The sequence below is a fragment of the Glaciecola sp. 1036 genome (genome assembly GCF_050306235.1).
GTDB lineage: Bacteria > Pseudomonadota > Gammaproteobacteria > Enterobacterales > Alteromonadaceae > Glaciecola.
In genome coordinates, this window is the sequence record NZ_JBLWFH010000009.1 from 139230 (window position 1) to 163318 (window position 24089).

At 41.4% G+C, this 24089-nt stretch carries 23 protein-coding genes; all 23 read left to right on the forward strand.

The features are described from left to right. Positions 1 to 156 precede the first annotated feature (156 nt). The 23 genes from ACNKW3_RS14125 (at position 157) to metH (ending at position 24081) form a co-directional block, all read left to right on the forward strand. Positions 157 to 2196, forward strand: a complete 2040-nt coding sequence (locus ACNKW3_RS14125) for a flagellar hook-length control protein FliK (RefSeq protein WP_427399954.1) — start codon at positions 157 to 159, stop codon at positions 2194 to 2196. A 30-nt stretch (positions 2197 to 2226) separates the two neighbouring features. After that, positions 2227 to 2742, forward strand: a complete 516-nt coding sequence (fliL, locus tag ACNKW3_RS14130) for a flagellar basal body-associated protein FliL (RefSeq protein ID WP_427399955.1) — start codon at positions 2227 to 2229, stop codon at positions 2740 to 2742. A gap of 14 nt (positions 2743 to 2756) precedes the next feature. Continuing rightward, on the forward strand, positions 2757 to 3836 hold the full coding sequence (gene fliM / locus ACNKW3_RS14135) for a flagellar motor switch protein FliM (protein WP_427399956.1): 1080 nt from the start codon (positions 2757 to 2759) through the stop codon (positions 3834 to 3836). Between the two features lie 2 nt (positions 3837 to 3838). Further along, entirely contained in the window at positions 3839 to 4246 is a 408-nt protein-coding gene (gene fliN / locus ACNKW3_RS14140) for a flagellar motor switch protein FliN (protein WP_427399957.1), read from the forward strand. Next, the gene (gene fliO / locus ACNKW3_RS14145; protein ID WP_427399958.1) at positions 4206 to 4709 is read left to right on the forward strand and encodes a flagellar biosynthetic protein FliO; all 504 of its coding nucleotides are present in this window, start codon (positions 4206 to 4208) and stop codon (positions 4707 to 4709) included. Before fliN ends, fliO begins: the two co-directional genes overlap by 41 nt. 13 nt (positions 4710 to 4722) lie before the next feature. Then, complete coding sequence (gene fliP, locus ACNKW3_RS14150; RefSeq protein WP_427399986.1) at positions 4723 to 5463, forward strand: flagellar type III secretion system pore protein FliP; 741 nt, start codon at positions 4723 to 4725, stop codon at positions 5461 to 5463. A gap of 2 nt (positions 5464 to 5465) precedes the next feature. Further along, positions 5466 to 5735 carry a flagellar biosynthesis protein FliQ gene (gene fliQ, locus ACNKW3_RS14155; protein ID WP_427399959.1) on the forward strand — a complete coding sequence of 90 codons (270 nt, stop codon included), beginning with the start codon at positions 5466 to 5468 and terminating at the stop codon, positions 5733 to 5735. Between the two features lie 6 nt (positions 5736 to 5741). Continuing rightward, positions 5742 to 6518: a flagellar biosynthetic protein FliR gene (gene fliR / locus ACNKW3_RS14160; RefSeq protein ID WP_427399960.1), complete on the forward strand. Its 777-nt coding sequence runs from the start codon at positions 5742 to 5744 to the stop codon at positions 6516 to 6518. Positions 6519 to 6528: 10 nt separating this feature from the next. Beyond that, on the forward strand, positions 6529 to 7662 hold the full coding sequence (gene flhB / locus ACNKW3_RS14165; protein WP_427399961.1) for a flagellar biosynthesis protein FlhB: 1134 nt from the start codon (positions 6529 to 6531) through the stop codon (positions 7660 to 7662). A 284-nt stretch (positions 7663 to 7946) separates the two neighbouring features. Next, a complete protein-coding gene (gene flhA / locus ACNKW3_RS14170; protein WP_427399962.1) occupies positions 7947 to 10046 on the forward strand; it encodes a flagellar biosynthesis protein FlhA in 2100 nt (699 codons plus the stop codon). Positions 10047 to 10078: 32 nt separating this feature from the next. Next, the gene (gene flhF, locus ACNKW3_RS14175) at positions 10079 to 11470 is read left to right on the forward strand and encodes a flagellar biosynthesis protein FlhF (protein ID WP_427399963.1); all 1392 of its coding nucleotides are present in this window, start codon (positions 10079 to 10081) and stop codon (positions 11468 to 11470) included. After that, positions 11467 to 12318 carry a MinD/ParA family ATP-binding protein gene (locus ACNKW3_RS14180; protein WP_427399964.1) on the forward strand — a complete coding sequence of 284 codons (852 nt, stop codon included), beginning with the start codon at positions 11467 to 11469 and terminating at the stop codon, positions 12316 to 12318. Before flhF ends, ACNKW3_RS14180 begins: the two co-directional genes overlap by 4 nt. A gap of 10 nt (positions 12319 to 12328) precedes the next feature. Further along, on the forward strand, positions 12329 to 13054 hold the full coding sequence (locus ACNKW3_RS14185; protein ID WP_427399965.1) for an RNA polymerase sigma factor FliA: 726 nt from the start codon (positions 12329 to 12331) through the stop codon (positions 13052 to 13054). A 37-nt stretch (positions 13055 to 13091) separates the two neighbouring features. Continuing rightward, on the forward strand, positions 13092 to 13475 hold the full coding sequence (cheY, locus tag ACNKW3_RS14190; protein WP_427399966.1) for a chemotaxis response regulator CheY: 384 nt from the start codon (positions 13092 to 13094) through the stop codon (positions 13473 to 13475). A gap of 24 nt (positions 13476 to 13499) precedes the next feature. Further along, complete coding sequence (locus ACNKW3_RS14195; protein WP_427399967.1) at positions 13500 to 14246, forward strand: protein phosphatase CheZ; 747 nt, start codon at positions 13500 to 13502, stop codon at positions 14244 to 14246. 12 nt (positions 14247 to 14258) lie between these two features. After that, positions 14259 to 16508, forward strand: a complete 2250-nt coding sequence (locus ACNKW3_RS14200) for a chemotaxis protein CheW (RefSeq protein WP_427399968.1) — start codon at positions 14259 to 14261, stop codon at positions 16506 to 16508. A gap of 169 nt (positions 16509 to 16677) precedes the next feature. Then, positions 16678 to 17448, forward strand: a complete 771-nt coding sequence (locus ACNKW3_RS14205; RefSeq protein WP_427399969.1) for a ParA family protein — start codon at positions 16678 to 16680, stop codon at positions 17446 to 17448. Further along, the gene (locus ACNKW3_RS14210) at positions 17445 to 18131 is read left to right on the forward strand and encodes a chemotaxis protein CheW (RefSeq protein WP_427399970.1); all 687 of its coding nucleotides are present in this window, start codon (positions 17445 to 17447) and stop codon (positions 18129 to 18131) included. The genes ACNKW3_RS14205 and ACNKW3_RS14210 overlap by 4 nt, the downstream gene beginning before the upstream one ends. A 135-nt stretch (positions 18132 to 18266) precedes the next feature. Next, on the forward strand, positions 18267 to 18758 hold the full coding sequence (locus tag ACNKW3_RS14215) for a chemotaxis protein CheW (protein ID WP_427399971.1): 492 nt from the start codon (positions 18267 to 18269) through the stop codon (positions 18756 to 18758). 136 nt (positions 18759 to 18894) lie between these two features. Then, positions 18895 to 19347, forward strand: coding sequence for a DUF2802 domain-containing protein (locus ACNKW3_RS14220; RefSeq protein ID WP_427399972.1), 453 nt, complete (start codon positions 18895 to 18897; stop codon positions 19345 to 19347). 111 nt (positions 19348 to 19458) lie between these two features. Next, a complete protein-coding gene (locus tag ACNKW3_RS14225) occupies positions 19459 to 20379 on the forward strand; it encodes a homoserine O-succinyltransferase (RefSeq protein ID WP_427399973.1) in 921 nt (306 codons plus the stop codon). 13 nt (positions 20380 to 20392) lie between these two features. Then, positions 20393 to 21442 carry a homocysteine S-methyltransferase family protein gene (locus ACNKW3_RS14230; RefSeq protein WP_427399974.1) on the forward strand — a complete coding sequence of 350 codons (1050 nt, stop codon included), beginning with the start codon at positions 20393 to 20395 and terminating at the stop codon, positions 21440 to 21442. 11 nt (positions 21443 to 21453) lie between these two features. Then, a complete protein-coding gene (gene metH, locus ACNKW3_RS14235) occupies positions 21454 to 24081 on the forward strand; it encodes a methionine synthase (protein WP_427399975.1) in 2628 nt (875 codons plus the stop codon). Positions 24082 to 24089: the final 8 nt, after the last annotated feature.

Here is a 24089-nt window from a genome sequence, read left to right on the forward strand (position 1 = left end):
TCGTCATATATAAACACTTAGATTTTTTGATTTAGATTGTTGTTAGTATTTTGGTATGCCATTTGCAAAAGTGTAGATAACTCGGCTGATTGCATATTTAAATTGTTATTTAAATCAATGCTATAGCTAACATACGGCGTTTAGGAAACTTTATATATGATGCAACAAATTGCCACCCAAACAAAAGATATTGCCGCCCCAATATTGCCGGTAGATGTCAAAGTTGAACCAAAAGACGGGACAGAGTTTTCATTAGTACTACAAGAACAAACCAGTCCAAAAGTTTCAGCCTTTGAAGGCGCGCGTACTCGAGCTGAGAAAATAAAAGGTGACGAGCCAACTGGAAATAAACACCAGCAAAATAGTGAACCACAAGCAAATACGCCTGAGCCTTTGTCTGACGACGTCAACGCTAAATCTCCCCAAAAACCGGAAAACGTGGAACAGGTAGACCAAGTCGTTGATACAAAAATTAGTGGGGCAGAAAAACCTAAAACGGAAAATTCTGATAGTAATCTAGATAATGAAAATGATCATGATGATGAATATATTGTCGCTATTGATAACTATGAAAAGTATTCGCAAATTTTGCAGGAATCGGGTGCTGATTTTAATTACGTAGAATTTGTCACCAGCGTAAAAGCAATCAACCAAGATACCTTAGCATCCGAACAAAAAGGCATTGATGGTGGTTTACTAGACACAGAACAAGTCGACGTCGAAACTTTGTCAGAGGAAGAAGCTGATTTCGCTATCGTGCATTTAAGCCAAGAAGATTTGCAAGCTATTTTAGAAGCGCAGCAGAATACGAATACTGAAGGGGAAGTAGTTAACGAAGAATTACGCCAAGCAATCGAAAATCTGATGTCGCAAATGAAAGAGGCTCAAGAAAACGACAGCCTTAACAGTGCAGAAACTCAAGCTCAAGAGTCATTTGATCAAGCTTTAATGGAGCAACTTCTACAGCAACCGGTAGAGACAAATACAGAGGTTGCAGATATTATTCAGCAGTTTTCTGCCCAAGAATCTACTACCATTGATCTAGAAAACCTTCCTAAAGAGATCCTTGCATCCATATCAAAAGCGCTAAATGAACTCTTAGATGCCAAAGAAACTACTATTGAAGCTATTGATAAGACTGATCTACAGACTTTGAAGGAAACCATCAAAGCAGTTGACTCACAATTGAATCAGATGTTGGCGGAAACTGCTGAAGAACAAAGTCTAGCACAAGCAGACACAGGGCCTATTCTGCAAGAAAATAAATCAATCGAAATCAAGGTAAATACTAGTTCTGAGGATGCAAATAAACCTTTAAAACAATTAATTGCTTTAGATGAACAGCGCTTGGAAAAAGCGCTGGATAATCTGCAGCAAAGAGTGCAACAGCTGGTGGTTAGTATGCCTGAATCAAAAGGCAACGAATTTGTTGCTGCCTTGCAAAGTGGTGTAAAGGAATTTAAAAATCAGTTGGCCCAAGGTCGAGAACCAGGGATAGATTTAAAAGCCCTTGTGAGCGAAGCTTTGGCATCTACCGAAACTCAAATATCTGACAAAGCACTGCCAAAATTAGACCAGTCAATCAGTCAATTCTCCGCCACATTAAACTTAGCATCTAGTGTTCAGCAAAATCCGCAACTTCATGCTAGCCAGCTATTTACGCAGGCTGAAACAGTAGCTATGGAAAAAATTGCACAAACTTCTCTAGAAGGTACGAAACTTGCTCAAGCCAGTTCAAGTGCTACAAGTATAGATAAAGCAGTGAATATTTTTAAGCCAGAGGGACAACAACAATTGGTAGAAAAAGTCCGCTGGATGATAAACGGGCGTAACACTGCCGCGGAAATAAGAATGGATCCGCCTGAGTTAGGCGCTATGCAAATACGTATAAATATGAATGGTGATGCTGCGACAGTGAACTTTGCCGTGCAATCCATTCAAGCTAAAGAATCTTTGGAGCAAGCAGTTCCAAGGTTGCGAGAGATGTTACAAGAGCAGGGGATTCAGTTAGGACAGTCTTCTGTTCAGCAAGATAGTAAAGGCTCAGGTCAGGATCAGCAAGGATTTGCCGATAATCAAGGTATGGGTCAAGTTTCTGACACTGGATTTTCTGATCAGCATGAAGAATTTCATGGGTCTGTAATTGAACAGAGAATTTCCGGTGGTTCCTTGGGTGGCATAGATTACTACGCCTAACGGGATAACACATTTAATACGAGGCAAATAATGGCAGACGAAGAGTTAAATACAGAAGAGGGTGGTAAGAAAAAAAGTAAGCTGATGCTTATCATCATTATTGTTGTCGTTTTACTCGCAGGAGGCGGTGGAGCAGCGTATTTCTTTCTAATGGGATCAGATGAGCCAGTTGCAGAAGGTGAAGTAGCTGAAGGCGAAAGTTCCGAAGAAATGGCTGACAATAAAGGTCAAGCAATTTATGTGGCGATGCCTGATTCATTTCAATTTAATGCGCCAGGCATAACCCGTGAAAGATTGGTGCAAATAGACGTGCAATTAATGGTTAGAGGTGTGGAAAATCAGGATAGGGCAACACGCCACATTCCTATGATTAAAGCTAACTTATTGCAAGTATTCAGTGCCGCTAGTGCCGATGTTTTGGTCACTGAAGTGGGTAAAAAAGAATTACGCGATAGGGCCACTGACCAAGTAAGAAAAGTGATGAATGAATTAGAAGGTAATCCAGTAGTAGAACAAGTGTTGTTTACTGGCTTCGTAATACAATAGCAGGATAATCACGAGTGAGCGATTTATTATCACAAGACGAAATTGATGCGCTGTTACACGGTGTAGATGATGTAGAAGAAGAAGAGGTCGAGGAAGTCGAGGAAGACGGCTCAGCCCTAGAATATGACTTTTCTTCTCAAGATCGCATCGTACGTGGACGCATGCCCACGCTCGAACTGGTAAATGAACGATTTGCCAGACATATGCGCGTGAGTTTGTTTAACATGATGCGGCGTTCGGCTGAGGTCTCCATTAACGGCATCCAAATGATCAAATTTGGCGAGTACATTCATACCTTGTTTGTACCTACCAGTTTGAACATGGTGCGCTTTAGACCACTAAAAGGTACAGGCCTTATTACCATGGAGGCGCGCTTAGTCTTTATCATGGTAGACAACTTTTTCGGCGGTGATGGTCGTTATCATGCAAAGATTGAAGGGCGAGAATTTACCCCTACAGAAAGACGAATAATTCAAATGCTCCTTAAGCTAATTTTTGAAGATTATAAAGAAGCTTGGGGTCCTGTGATGGACGTTTCATTTGAATATTTGGATTCTGAAGTAAACCCAGCTATGGCCAATATCGTAAGTCCATCAGAAGTAGTTGTCATTAGTTCTTTCCATATAGAACTTGATGGCGGTGGCGGCGATTTCCATGTGTCCTTGCCTTATTCCATGCTAGAACCTATACGTGAAATGTTAGACGCTGGGGTGCAAACCGACAAGGAAGATACTGACTTCAGGTGGAGTAAAGCGCTACGTGATGAAATTATGGACGTAAAAGTCGACATGTCAGTGCACTTTATGGACTTAGATGTCACCCTTGACGATCTTATTCATTATAAAGATGGGGATATTATTCCGATTAATATGCCGGAAACTGTCACAGTTTCGGTGGAAGATTTACCTACCTTTAGAGCTAAGTTAGGGCAATCCAGAGATGCAATTGCATTGAAGATAACCGACAAGATACCTAGACCTGTGTCGGTGAAATCAGAACTTAATTCATTTACTAAAAACGGCAAAGTCATCGATAGTGATGCAGAGTTACAAGTACTCGAAGAAGACTTAGCCACAATATTGAAGAGGATATAACGATGAGCGAAGAAGGCGAAGGCTTAGACGATTGGGAAGCCGCGATGGCTGAACAGGCAGACGCCGAAGCTGCCGAGCAAGCTGCAGAAGACGAAGTGCAGGCTGCTGAGCTGGATGAGTTATCGGAAGATGCGGTCAAATCTAGTGAAGACCAGAAACTAGAGACCATTTTAGACATTCCCGTTACTATTTCTATGGAAGTAGGACGAACAAATATTAGTATTCGTAATTTATTGCAACTGAACCAAGGTTCAGTCGTGGAATTAGACCGAGTTGCAGGTGAGCCATTAGATGTTTTAGTAAATGGCACGTTGATTGCTCATGGAGAAGTAGTAGTGATTAACGATAAATTTGGTATTCGGTTAACGGATGTTATTAGTCAAGTCGAAAGAATTAAAAAACTCAAATAGAGAAACGCGTCTAAAGCGTTGTAAATCCTGTGTTTACGGGCTAGTTGCAACGCTTTTCCATTCACCTTTGTGGGCGCAAGAGAAAACAAATTCTCTTTCATCTACAAGCACCTTCATCAGCATTTTTCTGTCGCTTTTATTTGTAATCGCCATAATTTTTGCCATGGCCTACTTAATGCGTCGATTTAATGTCACTCAAGCTGGAAATGGTCAAATGCGCGTCGTTGCGAGTTTGGTCGCAGGCACTAAAGAAAAAGTCATGGTTATCGAAGTTGGTGATGAACAGCACTTGCTGGGCGTAACCGCACATAATATCAACCACCTTGCCAAACTTGAGAAGCCGCTGACCAATACAAAAGCTGGTCCCAATCAATTACCTATTGATGGAAAGCAAGGATTTCAACAAAAGTTGGTGCAAGCAATGGCGCAAACCATATCAGGGAAAGGAAAAAACGATGCGTAAGTTAATCTGGATAATGGTAGTTGTGGGTTCTTGTTGTTTCATGCCAGACGCTCTCGCGCAACAAGGGCCTGGAATTCCGGCGGTTACCGTCACGACAAATGCAGACGGGTCTCAAGATTATTCTATGACCTTGCAAGCGTTGTTTATTATGACTGCGCTGAGTTTGATTCCTGCATTTGTGATGCTAATGACGTCTTTTACCCGCATCATTGTGGTGTTATCAATATTGCGTCAAGCCATTGGCTTGCAGCAATCACCATCGAATCAAATTTTAATTGGTGTAAGTTTATTTTTGAGCATGTTTATTATGGCGCCTGTGTTTGATGAGATTAACGCGTCGGCTTTACAGCCTTATTTAGAAGAAACTATTACGTCTAAACAAGCATTCGAGAATGCCAAAGAACCCATGCGTCAATTTATGTTAAGTCAGACCCGCATTTCAGATTTGGAAACTTTTGTCAGAATCGGCGGTTATGAAGGTCAGTTTGACGAACCTGAGCAAGTGCCATTAACTGTATTGATTCCTGCTTTTGTGACTAGCGAGCTGAAAACCGCCTTTCAAATTGGATTTATGTTGTTTATACCGTTTTTGATACTGGATTTAGTTGTAGCCTCAATACTTATGGCAATGGGTATGATGATGTTGTCCCCAATGATTGTGTCGCTACCCTTTAAACTAATGTTATTTGTATTAGTAGATGGTTGGAACCTTATTTTTGGAACCTTAGCGAATAGTTTTGGAATGGGAGTCTAACCATGAGTCCAGAAGCCTTTGTTGACATAATGCGCGATGCTATGTTCACCATCATTATTATTACAAGTGCTATCATAGTGCCTGGTTTGTTAGTGGGATTAGTTGTCGCGGTTTTCCAAGCGGCAACCTCAATCAATGAACAAACCATGAGTTTTCTACCACGTTTATTAATCACCTTACTTGCTCTGAGCTTTTTGGGTAATTGGTTGGTTACTAAGATGATGGATTTTACCAATAACTTAGTGCTTAGCATTCCTTCAGTGGTCGGTTAATCGAAAATGGAAATACTGAGCAGCACCATCATGGGTTTTATAGCTGATTATATGCTGTCATTTATGCGTATAAGCGGTTTATTTGTGGCCATGGCTGGTATTAGCGCTCGAACTATTCCCACTCCTGTTCGTAACTTACTTGCTATTGTAATTACTATAATGGTGTTACCAGTATTACCGCCAGTACCGGTGCAAGAAATTGTCAGTGTAGGCACCTTTGTTGAGGTGATTAAGCAACTGGTAATAGGCATTGGTATTGGTTTTATCTCAATGATGGTTATCAATACCTTTGTGTTGGCGGGACAAATCATCGCTATGCAAACAGGTTTAGGCTTTGCATCTATAGTGGATCCAATAAACGGTATCAACGTGCCAGCAGTAGGTCAGTTTTATTTGGTACTGGCGACTTTGATTTTTTGGACCGTGGATGGTCATCTTATGATGATTCAAATGATCGTTCTAAGTTTTGACGCTTTCCCGGTTGGAGAAGGCTGGTGGACACCAGACCAATTTAAGCAGATAGCACAGTGGGCAGGCTGGATGTTTATTTCAGCGGTAACCATAGCTTTGGCGCCAATAGTGTCGTTATTAATTGTGAATTTAGCTTTTGGCGTAATGACTAAAGCGGCTCCTCAACTCAATATTTTCAGTATTGGTTTCGCAATTGCACAAATTATGGGGCTGATTATTATTTGGATAACCTTGGGTAACCAAGCTTTGCACTTTGAACAACAGTGGTTGCGCGCACAAGATATGATGTGCCAACTACTGCTAACTTGTTAGGAATAATAAGATGGCAGAAAATAGTTCAGCTCAGGAAAAAACAGAAGAACCCACACCCAAAAAACTCAAGGACGCCCGAGAGAAAGGGCAGATTGCGCGATCCAAAGAACTGGCTACGACTTTGGTACTTATTTTTAGCTCATTTGCGTTGTTATCTGTTGGCAGTTTAATTGCCAGCGCTATGTATGGGATCACACAAAGGTCATTCACCTTATCCAGAGATGAAACCTACGATTTAAAACATATGTTTCAAATTTTGGAAATGTCAGTGCTTGAAAGCGCTACACCTCTAATCCTATTTATGATTATTGCTATGGTAGGTGGGGTTTACGGCTCCATCGCCTTAGGCGGTTATAATTTTACTTGGTCTTCAGCTGCGCCTAAAGCTAGTCGATTATCCCCGATTCAAGGTTTTAAACGGATGTTTGGTAAAGATGCCATCGTCGAATTATTAAAAGCCATTGGTAAGGTTTCCGTTATTGTTGGTATGGCACTGTTAGCTTTGAACATCTTTAAAGATGAAGCGTTACATCTTGACATTGAGTTGTACCCATTAAATTTGTTCCACGCTTTAGATATGATTGAATGGGCATTTTTGTTGTTGTGTTGCGGCATGATTCCCATTGCATTAATTGACGTGCCTTACCAGCGCCATAAGCATAACAAAGAATTAAAAATGACCTTGCAAGAGGTTAAAGACGAACGTAAAAATGCAGAAGGTGATCCTGCGGTTAAAAGTCGCGTTCGAAGGTTGCAGTACCAGTCAGCGGCTAATCGAATGATGCAAGAAGTTCCTAATGCAGACGTCATCATCACCAACCCGACGCATTATTCAATAGCGGTACAGTATGATCAGCAAGGTGAAAGAGCGCCAGTAGTGGTAGCAAAAGGTGTCGACGAATTGGCGTTCCATATTCGTAAGATCGCGACAGCCCACGAGGTTCCTATCGTTGAATCACCGGCATTAGCGCGTGCTATATATTATGCGACCGAAGTAAATCATGAAGTACCACAAAAGTTATTTATGGCGGTAGCGCAAGTATTAGCTTATGTATATCAATTAAAAGCATTCAAATCTGGTAAGGGCAAACGCCCCAAACCGCTGAAGAAAGATCTACCAATCCCTCCAGAACTCAGAAGATAAAAAAAAAATAATGGAGCCGTAGTACAAACAATGGAGTCGTAGTTCATTCTCACTCCACCCCCGTAAAATAAAAGGTCTACCACCAACTTCAAGTTTAAACAATGGAATCGTAGTTCATTAATTTTAGCGTAAGTGACAGTAATATAAAAAATTCTGTATTAAGAATGAACTACGGCTCCATTGTTTGTACTACGGCTCCATTATTTTTTTTAAGTATTGTTTCTGGTTGGCACGTTAGTTGAAGTACAACGAATATTCGGAGTGAGAAGTCAAAATTTTGTTGTATGCAATTAACTAATGTTTTTCAAAACGTCAATACCAATTCAATAAAACAGTTTACCAGTGGCTTAGGTGCCCCTATCGTTGTACTCGCACTGATGGGGATGGTTATTCTTCCCATGCCTTCGTTTCTTCTGGATATACTGTTTAGCTTCAACATAGCTTTGTCTCTAATCATCATTCTTGTTTGTGTATTCACACAGCGTCCAATTGATTTTGGTATTTTCCCTTTAGTCTTACTCGTCGCAACCGTCCTAAGACTAGCGCTCAACGTTGCATCTACTCGAATTGTTTTAATAGAAGGGCATGACGGTGGAGATGCAGCGGGTAAGGTGATTCAAGCTTTCGGTGAGGTTGTGATCGGCGGAAATTACGTAGTGGGTATAGTTGTATTTACCATTCTTCTGATTATTAACTTCAAAGTAGTAACGGAAGGTGCGGGCCGAATCTCTGAAGTAAGTGCGCGATTTACACTTGATGCTATGCCAGGTAAACAAATGGCCATAGACGCAGATTTGAACGCAGGTTATATCGATCAAGATGAAGCTCGAAAAAGACGCGAAGAAATAACCTCAGAGGCTGATTTTTATGGTTCCATGGACGGTGCGTCAAAATTTGTAAAAGGCGACGCGATCGCTGGTTTATTTATCATGTTGATTAACATAGTCGGCGGTTTGTTTATCGGCATGTATCAACATGATCTAAGCTTCAGTAACGCCATGGAAGTATACACCGTCCTTACCATTGGAGATGGCTTGGTCGCACAAATTCCTTCTTTGCTGCTATCAGTTGCCACCGCCATAATTGTGACGCGCGAAAACGATACCCAAGAAATGGGAGATGAAATTCGTGAACAACTGGCGAATAAAAAGGCGCTTTATATTACGTCGGCAATTCTATTTGTAATGGGCATAGTGCCAGGTATGCCACACCTTGCATTTTTGTCTTTCTCCGCAGCAGTTGGTGGATATGCCTTCTACCGTGAATGGAGTCGTAAAAAGCTAGAAGAGCAAGAAAGTCAATCAAAACAGTTACCCGAAGCTACAACCTCTGCGCCAGAAATTAAAGACTTGAGCTGGGATGACGTACAACCAGTAGATTGCATTGGTCTTGAGGTGGGCTATAGGTTGATTCCATTAGTCGACAAATCCCAAGGCGGTGAATTACTTAATCGTATTAAAGGCGTGCGCAAAAAATTATCCCAAGAGTTAGGCTTTCTCGTTCCCGCGGTACATATACGAGACAACCTTGACTTTACCCCTAGTAGTTACGCTATTTCGATGCTAGGTGTCACTGTTGGTGATGCTGAAATAAGCCATGATTGCGAATTGGCCATTAATCCTGGACAAGTTTTTGGCACCTTGGAAGGTACACCGACAAAAGATCCTGCATTTGGTTTAGATGCAGTTTGGATCAAGCCGAGTCAGCGCGAACATGCCCAAACACTTGGATACACTGTAGTAGACGCAGCTACTGTTATCGCAACACATTTAAGTCAGTTATTAACCACACAAGCACATCAATTATTAGGCTATGAAGAAGTACAGCAACTACTTGATATGTTAGAGAAAACTCATCCGAAATTAGTTGAAGGTTTGGTGCCAGATATTTTGCCATTAAGTACCGTGGTAAAAGTTCTTCAAACCCTCTTGTTTGAAGGCGTACCTATTCGTGATATGCGTACCATAGTTCAAACTCTTTGCGAGTATGGGCCTAAGAGCCAAGATCCCGAAGTATTAGTGTCTGCACTGCGCATTTCACTGAAAAAATTAATTGTGCAAGAAATCAATAACGGTGGTCAGGAAATTCCCGTTATCACGCTTGCTCCAGAGCTGGAACAGATGTTGCATAAGTCACTTCAAGCTGGTGGCGAAGATGGTGCTGGCATTGAGCCTGGATTAGCTGAAAAGCTACAGAATTCGCTAGTTGAGGCGACTCAACAGCAAGAAATGGCTGGAGAACCCGCTGTATTATTGACGTCAGGTATTTTACGCCCTGTACTCGCTAGGTTCTTCAAACAATCGGTTTCTGGTTTACATGTATTGTCATATCAGGAAATACCGGATGACAAACAAATAAAAATAGTATCGTCGGTAGGTCAATAAAGTGACAGAGCTGCTGAAAAAGAGAGGAAGATATGAAAATTAGACGTTTTTTTGGCAAAGATATGCGGGAAGCTCTCAATAAAGTGAAAGAAGAGTTAGGCGGTGATGCCGTTATCATGTCGAATAAAAAAACAGCACAAGGAGTAGAGTTAGTTGCAGCAGTAGACCCTACTAGTCATACACCAGATCCAGTGCCCGCCAAAAAGCCGTCTAAAACGACTTTACGCGAAGTTATTGGTGAAGACGACAGTGACAGTCTGCAAGCGCTTTTGCAGCGAAGTGCTGAAATTGCTAAAGAAAACCTTAATTCAGCCCAGGCTAATAATAGCCAAATACGGGAAACTACGTCTTACAACGCTAATACAAACTCTCAGCAGCAGATTAGTCATCAAAAAAAACGAGCAGATGAGAGTATGATTCGATCTCCTGCGTTTACCGATGATCTTAATCTAAATGACACTCAAGCAGCGAGTTTAACACCTCCACCAAGTGTGTTAGAACCTGAGCAGTTAGATAGTATTCGAGCTGAACTTGAATCCATTAAAAATGTGCTTAAATTCCAAGTGTCAGAACTTTCTGAAGAACGCAAAAAACGCAATAACCCTGTGCATCATTATCTAAAAGAACAGCTAACCGGTATGGGAATTAGCCAGCGTTTATGTCAACAATTTATTGACTTTATGCCGCATAAAATAGATGAAAAGCAAGGTTGGAAATACCTACTAAACCTCTTATCTAATCGAATTGTAGTTGGCGGAAACGATATTCTGGGGAAAGCCGGAGTTGTCGCTTTAGTGGGACCAACAGGGACTGGCAAAACAACTACCTTAGCTAAACTTGCAGCGAAATACGCACAAAAATACGGTCCTGACCAAGTTGCTCTGGTGACAATCGACACCTATAGGATTGCTGCTTACGAACAACTTGCAACTTATGGCCGCATCATTGGCTGTTCGGTTAAAAAAGCGCAAAACGCTGAAGAGTTAAATCAAATTTTATATCAAATGCGCAATAAAAAATTGGTGTTAATAGATACGGCTGGTTTCAGTCAGCGAGATGCTAGACTTATTGAACAGTTGAATGAGTATGAAAACGGCTTATCTGTTGATATCAAAAAATATTTAGTGTTACCAGCGGCTTCTCAATATCGAGTTCTGAACGAAACAGTAAAGACCTACAACAACATTGATCTTACTGGATGTATCTTTAGCAAATTAGATGAATGTTACAGCCTTGGAGAAGCATTAAGCGTAATCATTGAAAATGATCTATCATTAAGCTATGTTACCGACGGTCAACGCGTCCCGGAAGACATCAAGTTAGCTGATTCAGGGAACCTTACTCTGGTCGCAGCAAAACTATACAAGAAGTATGGATTGTCACAACAGCCTAATGATTCAGTAGCGATAGCTGGTGGGTTATGATGGAAGATCAAGCGAGTAGCTTAAGAAAGATGAATCAGTCCAAACAAATTAAAGTAGTGGCAGTAACGGGTGGAAAAGGCGGCGTTGGCAAAACCAACCTCACTCTTAACCTTGCAATTGCATCTGCCAAACTAGGCCAGCGAGTCATGGTCCTTGATGCCGATTTAGGTCTTGCAAACGTTGACGTTATGTTAGGTCTACGCGTTCAGCGAAATCTATCTCATGTGCTTTCAGGGGACTGTACTCTCGATGAAGTCCTAGTGAATGGCCCTCATGGTATCAAAATAGCCCCTGCGACCTCTGGTACTAAAAACATGGCAGAGCTAGATCCGCGAGAACATGCTGGCTTAATTCGAGCATTTGGAGAACTTAAAACCCCTATTGATATGTTGTTAGTGGATACCGCCGCGGGCATTTCAGATATGGTGGTGAGTTTCTCAAGGGCCTCACAAGAAGTCATCATAGTAGTATGCGACGAACCAACATCGTTAACAGATGCTTATGCCTTAATCAAAATTCTAAATCGCGAACATGGCGTCTTTAAGTTTAAAGTGGTCGCGAACATGGTGCGTTCAGAGCGTGAAGGTCAGGATTTATTTTCCAAACTTTCAAAAGTAACAGGACGCTTTTTAGATGTAGCTATGGAGTTGGTCGGCATTATTCCTTTCGATGAAAATGTCAGAAAAGCAATCAGGAAGCAAACAGCAGTAGTCGATGCTTATCCATCAACACCTGCTTCTAAAGCGATAAATCAGCTAGCAAGTCGTGTTAATTCTTGGCCAATACCCAAACAAGCGGGCGGACACCTAGAGTTTTTCTTGGAAAATCTTGTGTCTTTGCATGAGTAGGTAAGCAAAAGTGAGTAACAAAGTGACAGTATATCAACAGCAAATAGACAAAAATCAGCTTGTCGAAAGACACGCGCCGCTCGTTAAACGCATTGCCCATCACCTTATGGCAAGATTACCAGCAAGCGTTTTGGTCGACGATCTCATTCAGTCGGGCATGATAGGCCTTTTGGAAGCAGCAAGAAACTTTGATGGTACCAAGGGGGCTAGTTTTGAAACTTTCGCAGGCATTCGCATCCGAGGTGCCATGCTGGATGAAATCCGTAAAGGCGATTGGACACCAAGATCTGTGCATAAAAATTCTAGATCTATTACTGAAGCCATTAATGAAGTGGAAAGTGAAACAGGCAGAGATGCCAGAGATACAGAAGTTGCTGCCAAACTTCAAGTATCGCTAAACGACTATCATCAGATGCTAAATGAAGTAAATGCTGGAAAATTAGTCGGAATCGAAGATTTGGGTGTCTCCGAAGACGTGCTTACAAACGAAGAAAACAAAGGAAATGACATACCTTTTCAAGAAATGATGCAAGGATCATTTCAGAAAGCGCTCGCGCGGGCGATAACAACATTACCAGAGCGAGAAGCTATCGTACTTTCTTTGTATTATGACGAAGAGTTAAATTTACGTGAAATTGGTGAAGTGCTTGAGGTTAGCGAATCGCGAGTGAGTCAAATTCACAGTCAAGCAATGCTGAAGTTAAAAGCAAAGATGCAGTCTTGGCGTGCTGAGTAACAAATAGTAATTAATATTTTCCATACTGGAGGTAGTTTTGGATAAGAATATGAAGATACTGGTTGTTGATGATTTCTCAACAATGCGGCGTATCATTAAAAACCTGCTTAAAGATCTTGGGTTTACAAATATCCAAGAAGCTGATGATGGTAATACGGCGTTGCCGATGCTACAGCAAGGTGACTTTAACTTTGTCGTAACGGATTGGAACATGCCTGGCATGCAGGGTATTGATTTGTTACGTGCAATCCGCTCAAACGATAAACTCAAGCATCTACCTGTACTCATGGTTACGGCTGAAGCTAAGAAAGAGCAGATTGTTGCAGCTGCGCAAGCTGGCGTAAATGGATATGTAGTTAAGCCTTTTACAGCAGCTACGCTGAAAGAGAAACTAGACAAGATTTTTGAACGTCTGGGCTAAAACGAACAATAGAGGTTAGGCCTAATGACTACCGAAAATTCTTTAATTTCGCTTGAAGAAGCGAAAGAGCTAGTAGCATTTCTTGAAAACGGCGACGTAGAAGCGGCAAACGACATTGTGCATAGTGCAGCTTTGAGAGAGTCCAACGAACTTTTTTCTGAAGTTGGCAAGTTAACTCGTCAGTTACACACGTCCTTGGTCAATTTCCAGCTTGATGAAAAACTGTCGCAAATTACCAATCATTCGATACCTGATGCTCAATCAAGACTCGAATATGTTATTGAAGAAACAGAAAAAGCTGCAAATTCGACAATGGATGCGGTTGAACGCAGCATGCCATTGGCAGAGCAACTTAATGACAGATTAAACAGCCTTATTCCTAATTGGAAAAAGCTTATGCAGCGTCAAATTGAGCTTGGCGAATTTAAATCCCTTTGCCATGAACTTGATGACCTGTTGAACGATGCTCAAAACGATTCTGCTGCGTTAAATTCTATGCTCACTGAAGTTCTTATGGCGCAAGGCTACCAAGACTTAACGGGTCAGGTGATACGCCGGGTAATTGAATTAGTTAACGAAGTTGAAGAAGGGCTTGTAGAAATGCTGGCGACCTTTGGTGAACAAGAAGTTAAAGAAAGTAAAGCTCAACCTTTGTCGAAATCTGACGATAAGATAAAAGCCGAAGGGCCAATTATTGATGCAGCAACGCGAAACGACGTCGCCCAAAGTCAAGATGACGTTGATGACTTGCTGTCTAGTTTAGGTTTTTAGGGGAGCGATTCAATGTCATTTGAGGTTGATGAGGATATTTTACAAGATTTCTTGGTGGAAGCCGGAGAAATACTTGAACAATTGCAAGAGCAGTTGGTAGATCTCGAGAATAATCCTGAGGATGCAGACCTGCTGAATGCAATTTTCCGCGGTTACCACACAGTTAAAGGTGGTGCCGGATTTCTGTCATTGACCGAATTAGTTGAAATTTGTCACGGTGCAGAGAACGTATTTGATGTAATGCGAAATGGTCAACGCACCTTAACGCCCGAGCTAATGGATACCATTCTACAAGCGACGGATGTTGTGGTCGCAATGTTTGAGCAAGTTAAAGCTCGTGAACCATTAGATCCAGCGCCTGCCGAGTTAGTAGAGTTACTCCATAAGTTAAGCGCGCCTGAAACTGCCGACGAAAATATTTTTGAAAACGCTGAAGCTAAAAGTAGTGTGCCTGATGAAACGCCAGATGCACAAAGCGAATCTTCAGAAGCTGTAGGTGAGGATATTGAATTAGTCGAGCCAGAAGCCAAAGAGAATACAAATGAAGGCGACAGTATTGACGAAATTTCTGAAGATGAGTTTGAAGCGCTATTAGACGAATTACATGGCGACAAAGCGCCAGGGCAGTCAGCCCCAACTGAAAGTGTGGAAGCAGCTAAGCCAGCAGCACCATCAAACAGTGATGATATTACCGATGATGAATTCGAGGCTTTGTTAGATGAATTGCACGGTAAAGGTGATTTCAAAGTTACAGAATCCGCGCCTGAAGCTAAAGCAGAATCACCTGCAGCGAAAGCTGGCGGTGATGATGAGATTACTGACGAAGAATTTGAAGCCTTATTAGATGACTTGCATGGTAAAGGTAAATCTCCAACACTCAATGACGGTGCAGAGGAAAAAGCTGCAGCCAAGGATGTAAGTCCTAAGAGTTCTGTACCTGAAGCTGAAAAGCCAGCAGCTAGTAGCGAGCCTAACAAGCCTGAAGCGCCGAAAACACCAGCGCCAATTGCGGCTAGCAAGCCAGCGCCTAAGCCAGAAGCTAAACCTGCACCAGCGCCAGCTGCGGCCAAAAAGGCCGAAGCTAAACCTACGCAGGCACAAGCAGAAACTACGGTTAGGGTCGATACCAAACGTCTAGACCAGATCATGAACATGGTCGGTGAGTTGGTACTGGTACGAAATAGACTGCTCAGTCTTGGCATTAACGTCAATGATGAGAGCATGAGCAAAGCTATTGCGAATTTGGATGTTGTTACCGGTGACTTGCAAGGCGCGGTTATGAAAACCCGTATGCAACCCATTAAAAAGGTATTTGGTCGATTCCCTAGAGTTGTCCGAGACCTAGCGCGTTCTTTGAAAAAGGAAATCACCCTAGTTCTAGAAGGTGAAGAAACCGATTTAGATAAAAATCTGGTTGAAGCATTAGCCGATCCTTTGGTGCACTTGGTGCGAAACAGTGTGGATCACGGTATTGAAATGCCGGATGAGCGAGAAGCTGCAGGCAAACCTAGAATGGGTACTGTAAAACTAGCAGCTTCTCAGGAAGGTGATCATATCTTGCTGACCATCAAAGATGATGGTAAAGGTATGGATCCTGAAAAATTGAAAGATATTGCTATCAGTCGGGGAGTTTTAGATGCAGATTCTGCCGCTAGAATGTCTGACGTAGAAGCTTTCAATCTTATTTTTGCACCTGGTTTCTCTACTAAAACAGAAATTAGTGATATCTCAGGCCGTGGTGTAGGTATGGATGTGGTGAAAACCAAAATCAACCAGCTCAATGGTACAGTTAACATTGACTCTAAATTGGGTGTAGGTACTACATTAGAAATTAAAGTACCTTTGACCTTGGCTATTTTGCCAACCCTGATGATAGTAGTTGGACAACAAACCTTTGCGTTACCTTTAGGTTCTGTTAATGAAATCATTAACATGGATCTAAAGAAAACCAATACTGTAGATGGTCAATTGACGATGATCGTTAGATCGAAAGCCATCCCATTGTTCTATTTAAATGATTGGTTAAATCCAATGAAACCAATCAAGGATAGAGCACAAGGTCATGTGGTTGTGGTTCAGATTGGCACTAAGCAAGTTGGGTTTGTGGTGGACAGCTTAATTGGTCAAGAAGAAGTTGTTATTAAGCCTCTGGATGCATTGCTTCAAGGTACTCCTGGTATGGCTGGCGCAACCATCACATCAGACGGTGGAATAGCGTTAATCTTGGACATTCCAAGTTTACTTAAGCGTTATGCCAGATAACCCAGATAACTACTAATTTTAGTCAATTAGTAACTAAGGCCGAATGCATTGTCATTCGGCTTTTTACTTTATGCTAGATAAATGCAGATTTGGTCCAAAAATAGCATTAGATTTATCAATACAGAGCAACTAACCAAAATTGTGTGTAAACACTTAGATTAAATATCCAATGAAAACCTGGACGATAGTCAATCAAAAGGGCGGTGTAGGCAAAACTACAACCGCAGTATCACTCGCTGGAAGCTTGGTTAATCAAGGCTATAAGGTGCTGATCGTGGATTTAGATCCCCAAGGCTCACTGACTGTCTACCTCAGAGTTAAACAGTCAGCAACAGTGGGTTTGTATGACTATTTTTTGGCACCAGATGATAAAAACGTGTCGGATCTTATCGCGAAAACGTCAATTCCTAAGGTTGACGTTATACCTGGATCAAAAACCTTGGCTACACTTGATAGAGAGTTTGGTAATGCTCAAGGTAAAGGATTGGTGATTAAACAGTTGTGTCGCTCCTTGATTGGCCAATACGATTATGTACTCATAGATTGTCCACCCGTGTTGGGTGTATTAATGGTCAATGGGCTAACAGCTGCTGATGTGATAGTTATCCCGACACAAACTGAATTTTTAGCCTTAGAAGGGCTAAAGAACATGCTGTCAACCTTGCAATTACTGCAACCCTTGTTAAATAGCCAAGCAAAGATAAAGATAATCGCCACTATGTTTGATAGACGTTTAAAGGCTTGTCAGAAAGCATTTTTAATGTTGAAAGAAGCACATTCAGAGATGCTATGGCGTGGCTACATCCCTGTGGATACAAAATTCAGAGATGCAAGCGAAAAAGGTCAACCTATTAATTTATTAAACCCAGCGTCAAGAGGCAGTTTTGCTTATGACAAATTGTCGAATGATTTAGTTAATCTAAGCTTAAAATCCTTATGAATAAAACATCAGAATCTCAAGTGTTACAGGATTACTTTTCTGTATTAATTACTCCCGCTGAAGAACTAAAAGCATTAGATAATGCCGCCAGTTTATTGCAAAACGCCCAACAACAATTACTCAATGAGCAAGTGCAAGCTGAAACATCTGAGATAGTAAATCAAGAATCTGATCAGAATCTGAATGTTGAGCAATATCTCGAAGAAAATTTAATAGCACTGAAAGAGCGTTTGCCAGTGAGATTTCAGGCTTTGTTTTTTAACTTAGCAGGTGTGACACTTGCCTTACCGTTAGTTGAACTCGGTGGAATCCATAAACTAGATAAAGTCACTTCACTACCAAGAAAGCCTGAGTATATTTTAGGACTTATGGTAAAAGGGGAAGAAAAATTTCAATGTATTGACACCGCCAGGTGGATAATGCCAGAAAAATATTTAAGCCTTAAACAAGAAATTCCGGCTTATAAATTTGCAGTGCAGCTGGGTAAAACAGGGTATGTACTTGCTTGTGAAGCAATAGAGGATACCTTAGAAATTTCTCAACATGATATAAAGTGGCGAGACAATGGCAAAAAGCAACCTTGGTTTGCTGGTACGGTGAAAGAAAAAATGTGTGCCCTTGTAGATGCTGAAGAACTGGTAAAACTTCTGAGTAATCCAAGCACATCTAAGGCGCTTGCTTAACTTTTGTCGAATTTTATTGCAACAAATCCAAATCTAGGCTTTAGAAGCTGATAAATATGCCGATACTCATATTAAGTTAATTAGATATCGTTGCTATACATATCAAAAACACTATTGATATACGGAGTAATTTTTATGTCAGAAGAAAGAGCCACTGCGACTGCCGCAGATCCAAATGATGAGGTTCTTCAATGGGTTACTTATCGTTTAGATGAGGAAACCTATGGTATAAACGTAATGCAAGTACAAGAAGTATTGCGCTATACCGAAATTGCGCCAGTACCCGGAGCGCCTAACTATGTATTAGGTATCATCAACCTTCGTGGTAATGTTGTGACCGTTATCGATACTCGGGCAAGATTTGGACTACCGCCTGCTGATATTACGGATAATTCACGTATCGTTATAATTGAATCGGATGAACATGTCGTTGGCATTTTAGTGGATAGTGTTGCAGAAGTCGTCTATCTACGCTCTTCAGAAATTGATAGTGCGCCAAATGTTGGCACAGAAGAAAGTGCTAAATTTATCCAAGGTGTAAGCAATAGAGGCGATGAGCTGCTTATTCTGGTAGATTTGAACAAGTTATTGTCAGACGACGAATGGGATGATGTTATGGGCTTATAGTCCAGAATATTCGTTTCAACAAAAATGAATTATGAAATAAAGCCGCTTAGGTATTGCCTTTGCGGCTTTTTTATTGAGTAAATTCAATGTTCATGTTTATACTGATAATACCTTTAACTGTTATGTATTCAGTTTCATGTCCGAACAATATTGGCTTATCACCTTCTCTTCAATCATTCTGCTATTATTGGTAATTATATTTATTCTATTTGCTTACACTAGGAATACCAAAGCAAAACTCCTTCAAAGTGTTGGTCTTATTGATAATTTACATAAAATGCTTCAGCAGTTAGAGAAAAGACTCGCCACTGCCGAAACCAGTATTTCAGCGTCAAAATCTTCTGTTGATGCATCAGATTTACAGCAACGAGTGTTGGAATTGGAACAGCAGCACCAAACCGTTGAAAGTAAAATAGCGAGGTTCGAGGAAAAAGTGATCGATCTTCAAGAAAGAGATCCGGAATTAAAGCTTTATGCCAAAGCAAATAAATTGGTCGCCGCTGGTGAAGATTTAGAAGATGTAGTGGCGGCAAGCGGGCTTCCAAGAGCCGAAGTTGAAATGCTTTTTGATGTGCACAGAAGAAAATAATCAATAAATTCAAATAAACGTATAGACGTCTAGACGTAAATTCTTGACATTTGTCTCAGTATGCAGACAATAGCCGCATGTATTAGATGCTAATTAGTCGGTTTTATCAGTATGCCTATTAAAATACCCGCAGAATTGCCCGCGTTAGATGAGTTACTCAACGAAAACATTTTCGCTATGGATAACGAACGCGCGCTTAAACAAAATATTCGTCCGTTAGAAGTGGGTATTTTGAATCTAATGCCAAATAAAATTGAGACTGAGCTACAAATCTTACGCATGCTCTCAAACACCCCCTTGCAAATTAATATCGATTTGATTCGTATCGATGATACTGTGCCCAAACATACACCTGTGTCACATATGAATGCGTTTTATCATGTATTTGATGAAGTTAAAGATAAAAAATACGACGGCTTGATAGTCACAGGCGCTCCTCTTGGTACCCTGGAGTATGAAGAGGTTAATTATTGGGACAAAATGGTTGAATTGATGGATTGGGCTAAACGTCACGTACAATCTACTTTGTATTTATGCTGGGCAGCCCATGCTGCACTTTATCATTTTTATGGCTTGCAACGTCAAATAAGAGAAAATAAGCTCTCAGGCGTTTATGAACATCAAGTGCTAGAATGTAAACATGAATTAATGCGTGGATTTGACCCTATTTTTTGTGCACCACATTCTCGAGTAGGTGAAATTCTTTTACAAGATTACGTGTCAGTAGAAAACCTTAAAGTGTTGGCAAGTTCAGAACAAGCTGGGGTTTATTTATCGGCTACACAAAATGCTAGAATGGTATTTGTCACTGGGCATCCAGAATATGATCCCAATACCTTAGATTCTGAATTTAAGCGAGATCAGCAATTGGGGTTAAATCCGAGTATTCCTGAAAACTATTATCAGCAGGATGATCCCAATAATGATATTATAGTGCGTTGGAAGTCACACGGAACACTATTGTTTACTAACTGGTTAAACTATTGTGTTTACCAGAGTACGCCGTTTGATTTAAATGAATTGACTGAGTAAAAAAGGAACGCAATTGGATAAGTTAGTACAACTGCAAACCGCGGCTAACGAAAGAATTTTACTGCTTGATGGTGCAATGGGTACCATGATTCAGCAGCATAAATTAGAAGAAGCTGACTATCGCGGTAGTCAATACAAAGATTGGCATTGCGACCTCAAAGGCAACAATGACCTATTGGCTATTACTCAACCAGAGATTATAAAACAAATTCATTTAGCCTATTTAAAAGCCGGTGCCGACATTATTGAAACCAACACTTTTAATGCTACCGCTATTTCCATGGCTGACTACGACATGCAATCAGAAGTAGTAGCGATTAATAAAGCAGCAGCTAAATTGGCCAGAGAAGCTGCGGATGAAATGACACTGCAAACCCCTGAAAAGCCAAGATTTGTGGCAGGAGTTCTTGGTCCCACAAGTCGAACGGCGTCAATTTCTCCCGACGTAAATGATCCGGGAAAACGTAACGTAAATTTTGATCAACTAGTCGAGTCTTACCGTGAGGCAACAATTGCCCTAATCGAAGGACAAGTTGATCTTATTATGCTCGAAACAATATTTGATACCCTTAACGCCAAAGCTGCAGCCTTTGCCGTAATGCAGGTGTTTGAAGAGATGCAAATCACTTTACCAGTAATGATTTCCGGTACAATTACCGATGCGTCTGGAAGAACTTTATCTGGGCAAACCACTGAAGCTTTTTATAATTCATTGCGCCATGTAAATCCGTTTTCATTTGGCTTGAATTGCGCCCTTGGTCCTGATTTGCTTAGACAATATGTGGCAGAATTATCCAGAGTATCTGAAGTTTTAGTATCTGCTCATCCAAACGCAGGGTTGCCCAATGAATTTGGTGAGTATGATATGGATGCTGACGAAATGGCCGCCCACATCAAAGAATGGGCAGCTAGCGGCTTGGTGAATATCGTAGGCGGATGTTGTGGTAGCACTCCTGAGCATATAGCTGCAATTGCGCGCGTTACTCAAGGTGTAAGGCCGCGCAAGCTACCCAAAATTGATACACGTATGCGGCTTTCTGGCCTTGAACCTTTTGTCCATTAATTGAGCTTAAGATGACAAAACAGATTTCAACCTTTGTAAATGTAGGCGAACGAACCAATGTCACCGGTTCCGCCATTTTTAAACGCCTTATACTATCAGAAGACTATGAAGCGGCTTTAGATGTCGCACGTCAGCAAGTAGAAAATGGCGCGCAAATTATCGACATCAACATGGACGAAGCCATGTTAGATTCCGAAGCTGCTATGGTAAGGTTTCTTAACCTTATTGCATCAGAGCCTGATATAAGCCGAGTCCCCATTATGTTGGATTCGTCCAAATGGACGGTTATTGAAGCCGGTTTGAAATGCGTGCAAGGCAAGGCAATTGTCAACTCTATAAGCCTAAAAGAAGGCGAAGCACCATTTAAAGAGCAAGCAAAAAAAATCAAACGCTATGGTGCTGCAACAGTTGTAATGGCGTTTGATGAAAAAGGGCAAGCTGACACTCAAGCGCGGAAATTTGAGATTTGTAAACGCAGTTACAATATTCTGGTGAATGAAATAGGCTTTCCACCAGAGGATATTATTTTCGATCCCAATATTTTTGCCGTGGCGACTGGGATTGAAGAACACAATAACTACGCTGTCGATTTTATTGAGGCAACCCGATTAATTCGCCAAAACTTGCCTCACTGTCATGTTTCAGGCGGGCTATCCAATATTTCGTTTTCATTTCGTGGCAATAATCCAGTGCGCGAAGCTATGCACTCGGTATTTCTTTATCATGCCATTCGTGCCGGAATGGATATGGGAATTGTGAACGCTGGTCAATTAGAAGTATATGACGAAATTCCAGCGGAATTAAGAGAAGCCGTTGAAGACGTCATTCTTAATCGTCGTGATGACGCCACAGATCGCCTTTTAGAAATTGCGCCAAATTATCAAGGGGATGGCAAAGCTGCCCAGGTGGAAGATCTGGCTTGGCGAGAATTGCCCGTCAATAAACGCTTAGAACATGGTTTGGTCAAAGGTATTACTGAATATATCGAGCAAGACACTGAGGAAGCCAGACTAAACGCGGAAAAACCGCTGCACGTCATCGAAGGTCCTTTGATGGACGGCATGAACGTAGTAGGGGATTTATTTGGCGAAGGTAAAATGTTCCTGCCTCAGGTGGTCAAATCTGCTCGGGTAATGAAAAAAGCTGTGGCTCATCTTCAACCTTATATTGAAGCGGGCAAAGAAGAAGGCGCCAAAGCTAACGGAAAAATCGTCATGGCAACGGTTAAAGGCGATGTACACGATATAGGTAAAAACATCGTGGGCGTGGTCTTGCAATGTAACAACTTTGAAGTCATTGATTTGGGCGTTATGGTGCCCGCAGCAAAAATTATTCAAACAGCCATTGATGAAAAAGCCGATATGATTGGTTTGTCTGGCTTAATCACACCTTCGCTTGATGAAATGGTGCATGTGGCCAGTGAGATGCAGCGTTTAGGTTTGGACTTGCCATTACTCATTGGTGGGGCGACAACTTCAAAAGCACATACTGCGGTGAAAATCGCGCCAGCTTATGAACATCCTGTGGTCTATGTGCCAAATGCTAGCCGAGCAGTAGGCGTTTGTCAGAAACTTATATCTGAAGATGCCAAAGCTGAATATGCAGCACAAATAGCGGTAGAATACGAAAAAGCGCGCGACCAACATGCGCGTAAAAAACCGCGTACAAAAGCGATCAGTTTTGAACAAGCACAGGAAAATAAGTTCACTTGTGATTGGACTAATTATGATGCGCCGACGCCGAATTTTACCGGCGTGAAAACAGTCTCTGTAGACTTACCAACCCTAAGAAATTACATCGACTGGACACCATTCTTCCTTACTTGGTCACTTGCCGGTAAATATCCTCGCATCTTAAATGATGAAGTAGTAGGGGAGGAGGCTCAAAAACTGTTTAAAGATGCTAATAGTATGTTGGATACCCTCATTCAATCAGCGAACTTAACAGCTAAAGCTAGAGTTGGCATTTTCCCTGCCAATAGCCAAGATGAGTCAGTCATAGTTTTTGATCCAGAAAATAGCGATAAGGAGCTATTACGTTGTCAGCATCTGCGACAACAAACTGAAAAGGCCAAAGGGTTTAACTATTGTTTAAGTGATTTTGTTAGCCCTATAGCAGTAGACAAACCCGACTACATAGGGGCTTTTGCAGTCACTGCAGGCATAGGTGAAGATGAACTTGCCCAAGAATACGAAAAGGCAGGGGATGACTACAATGCCATTATGGTCAAAGCCGTTGCCGATAGACTCGCTGAAGCCTTTGCCGAATACTTGCATGAAGTAGTGCGAAAAGAGTTGTGGGGTTATGCCAGTGACGAAGCATTTAGTAACGATGAATTAATTGGCGAGAAATATCAAGGCATTCGCCCAGCCCCTGGCTATGCTGCTTGTCCTGAGCATACTGAAAAGCAGAAAATATGGGATTTATTGGACGTTGAAAATACTATCGGCATGAAGTTAACCGAATCTTATGCCATGTGGCCGGCAGCTTCTGTATCAGGTTGGTATTTCTCGCACCCAGAATCAAGATATTTTGCTGTAGCTAAAATTCAACAAGATCAATTAGACGATTATGCGAAACGCAAAAACTGGTCTTTAGAAGAAGCTCAAAAGTGGCTAATGCCTAATTTGCAAGACTAATAACAAAG

Bases quoted from the DNA above. Each gene is read 5' to 3' on its own strand.
- ACNKW3_RS14125 (WP_427399954.1), top strand. From the start codon at position 157: ATGATGCAACAAATTGCCACCCAAACAAAAGATATTGCCGCCCCAATA.
- fliL (WP_427399955.1), top strand. From the start codon at position 2,227: ATGGCAGACGAAGAGTTAAATACAGAAGAGGGTGGTAAGAAAAAAAGT.
- fliN (WP_427399957.1), top strand. From the start codon at position 3,839: ATGAGCGAAGAAGGCGAAGGCTTAGACGATTGGGAAGCCGCGATGGCT.
- fliO (WP_427399958.1), top strand. From the start codon at position 4,206: ATGTTATTAGTCAAGTCGAAAGAATTAAAAAACTCAAATAGAGAAACG.
- fliP (WP_427399986.1), top strand. From the start codon at position 4,723: ATGGTAGTTGTGGGTTCTTGTTGTTTCATGCCAGACGCTCTCGCGCAA.
- fliQ (WP_427399959.1), top strand. From the start codon at position 5,466: ATGAGTCCAGAAGCCTTTGTTGACATAATGCGCGATGCTATGTTCACC.
- fliR (WP_427399960.1), top strand. From the start codon at position 5,742: ATGGAAATACTGAGCAGCACCATCATGGGTTTTATAGCTGATTATATG.
- flhB (WP_427399961.1), top strand. From the start codon at position 6,529: ATGGCAGAAAATAGTTCAGCTCAGGAAAAAACAGAAGAACCCACACCC.
- flhA (WP_427399962.1), top strand. From the start codon at position 7,947: ATGCAATTAACTAATGTTTTTCAAAACGTCAATACCAATTCAATAAAA.
- flhF (WP_427399963.1), top strand. From the start codon at position 10,079: ATGAAAATTAGACGTTTTTTTGGCAAAGATATGCGGGAAGCTCTCAAT.
- ACNKW3_RS14180 (WP_427399964.1), top strand. From the start codon at position 11,467: ATGATGGAAGATCAAGCGAGTAGCTTAAGAAAGATGAATCAGTCCAAA.
- ACNKW3_RS14195 (WP_427399967.1), top strand. From the start codon at position 13,500: ATGACTACCGAAAATTCTTTAATTTCGCTTGAAGAAGCGAAAGAGCTA.
- ACNKW3_RS14200 (WP_427399968.1), top strand. From the start codon at position 14,259: ATGTCATTTGAGGTTGATGAGGATATTTTACAAGATTTCTTGGTGGAA.
- ACNKW3_RS14205 (WP_427399969.1), top strand. From the start codon at position 16,678: ATGAAAACCTGGACGATAGTCAATCAAAAGGGCGGTGTAGGCAAAACT.
- ACNKW3_RS14210 (WP_427399970.1), top strand. From the start codon at position 17,445: ATGAATAAAACATCAGAATCTCAAGTGTTACAGGATTACTTTTCTGTA.
- ACNKW3_RS14215 (WP_427399971.1), top strand. From the start codon at position 18,267: ATGTCAGAAGAAAGAGCCACTGCGACTGCCGCAGATCCAAATGATGAG.
- ACNKW3_RS14220 (WP_427399972.1), top strand. From the start codon at position 18,895: ATGTCCGAACAATATTGGCTTATCACCTTCTCTTCAATCATTCTGCTA.
- ACNKW3_RS14225 (WP_427399973.1), top strand. From the start codon at position 19,459: ATGCCTATTAAAATACCCGCAGAATTGCCCGCGTTAGATGAGTTACTC.
- metH (WP_427399975.1), top strand. From the start codon at position 21,454: ATGACAAAACAGATTTCAACCTTTGTAAATGTAGGCGAACGAACCAAT.